2 protein-coding genes are annotated in these 2,403 nt (G+C 36.3%); both read left to right on the forward strand.

Annotation, left to right across the window (positions count from 1 at the left end; all coding sequences use genetic code 11):
- Window positions 1–151: 151 nt before the first annotated feature.
- Entirely contained in the window at window positions 152–436 is a 285-nt protein-coding gene (locus tag CHI06_RS11405; protein ID WP_095248676.1) for a hypothetical protein, read from the forward strand.
- A 143-nt stretch (window positions 437–579) separates the two neighbouring features.
- On the forward strand, window positions 580–2,367 hold the full coding sequence (gene pepF, locus CHI06_RS11410) for an oligoendopeptidase F (protein WP_095248677.1): 1,788 nt from the start codon (window positions 580–582) through the stop codon (window positions 2,365–2,367).
- The last annotated feature ends 36 nt before the right edge of the window (window positions 2,368–2,403 follow it).

The following is a 2,403-nucleotide window of genomic DNA, read 5'->3' on the forward strand; positions in this document are numbered from 1 at the left end:
GAAGCGCCTGGAGCACAAATCAACAGACAAGTATAACAGAGCCTTTATATTAAAGATGTCCAAAATATGAATTTTTTAAATACATAAAAATTTAGAAGGAAAGTCTCCTTTGATTGTCGAATGGATGTAGGACAGATGGGAGATGGGACAAATGAAATTACAAATGGCTGCTACAAATCATGTTGTTACAGGTGAGAAGTCGTGCATTTTATGCAGTAAGGACTTTGAATATGCTGCAATCGTTAGTGGAGAGAAAAATGTAGAGAATTTGTCATCAATCTATAAGGGTAAAGTATTAACTGATCAAGTGGTAGTCTTAAAAAATAATATTGCCAACAATGGAGCTTTACACATCATTGATGTTGAAATTATGGTTAGATGCCCACATTGTAAATCCAATCATCGATTTAATCAGTTTCTTACATTGCAATCATAGGGATAAATAAGATAAGGTAAAAAGCACCTAATAAAGGTGCTTTTATCGTGTATAAAAGGGACTTTTTGAAAAAATCAGAATAGGTCTAGAACCAGTGTGATTTGAATATTTACTATTAATAAATTACTCTAAGGAGGAAACAAATGGCAGTATATACTTCTAGAAATGATGTACCAGTAAATGAAAAATGGAGCCTTGAAGACATTTATTCCGATTTAACCAAATGGGAAAACGATCTTCAGCTTGTTGAAAAAATGGCTGATAAACTGAAGCAATTTGATGGAGCCATTCAGGATGGTAAGAGTCTTTATCAATACTTGAAACAAAGAGAGGAATTATCGTATACATTTAATCATGTCTATGCTTATGCCATGCTGAGGGTAGATGAGGATACAAGGGAAACTAGTTCACAATCATTATTAGACCGTGCCAAAGGACTAAGTGTGAAGGTTAGTTCATCAACATCGTTTTTTATGCCATACCTATTAGGTTTAGATAATGAAACCTTAAGAAGCTTTATTGCAGAAGAGGAAGGTCTTAAGTACTTTGAAGAGGATTTATATGAATCCTTTCGATATAAGACACATGTCCTTAGTAAAGATCAGGAAGAAGTTTTATCACAATTAGGCGAAGCACTGTCTGCTCCAAGTACAACCTTTGGGATGATCAATAATGCAGATATTAAGTTTGGCGAAGTAACCAATAACAATGGTGAAAAGGTTCAGTTAACAAGAGGGATGTACTCGAAATTAATCGAGGATGAAGACCGGGAAAGACGGGGAGAAGCTTATAAAGCCTATTATAAGCCATATGTTGAATTAAAGAATTCCATAGCGAGCACTCTTTCAGCAGCAATCAAAAATAACGTCACCTTAGCAAAAATTAGGAAATATCCATCAGCATTAGAAAAAGCGCTTTTCGGTGATATGGTACCGAAGGAAGTATATGAGAACCTGATAACTGAAACGAAAAAAAATATCGCACCGCTTCACAGGTATTCCGAAATCCGCAAGCAGAAGCTGCAGCTAGATGAACTTAGGCAGTATGATATGTCCGTTCCTCTGGTACAGGGTGTAAAACAAGTCATACCATATGAGGAAGCATATGAAACCATGATAAAAGCTCTTGGTCCTCTTGGGGAAGAATATGTATCCATACTTAAAGAATTCAAGGATGCCAGGTATATTGATGTCCGTGAAACTCCTGGTAAGCGCTCAGGTGCCTATAATTTGGGGATATACGGGGTTCATCCATTTATATTATTAAATCACCAAGATGATTTGGACAGTTTATTTACGCTTGCCCATGAGTGTGGTCATGGGGTCCATAGTAAATTAAGCGCGCAGCATCAGCCTCAAATTACGGCTCGTTATAGTATTTTTGTCGCAGAAGTGGCTTCCACGGTCAACGAAATTTTGCTGATTAATTATTTATTAAACACAGAAAAGAATCTTGAAATAAGGAAGCATCTATTAAATCATTTCATTGACCAATTTAAGGGAACATTCTTTACCCAAGTCATGTTTGCAGAATTTGAGAAAATCACTCATGAGCTGGCAGAAAAAGGTACCCCATTAAATGTCGAGGTGTTTAATAAAACCTATGAAGCGTTGTTCAGGGAATACAATGGGGATGAGGTAGTTTTTGACGATGAAGTGAAATTTGGCTGGTCAAGAATTCCTCATTTCTATCGACCTTTTTACGTCTATAAGTACGCAACTGGTTTTGCCTCTGCAATTCATTTGGCAACGAAAATACTTGAAGGGGATAAAGAAACATTACAATCCTACCTTAACTTTTTAAAGAGCGGAAGCTGTGATTATCCACTCGAGTTGTTAAAGAAGACAGGAGTAGATTTAACCACTGCAGAACCAATAGAAAATGCCATGAAAAAGTTTGGAGCCCTTGTAGAAGAATTCTCAAGCTTATAATTATTAGGCTGTGTAAAAGGTAAATGTTGCTTTTAG

This window comes from Bacillus sp. 7884-1 (genome assembly GCF_002272245.1).
GTDB lineage: Bacteria > Bacillota > Bacilli > Bacillales > Cytobacillaceae > Neobacillus.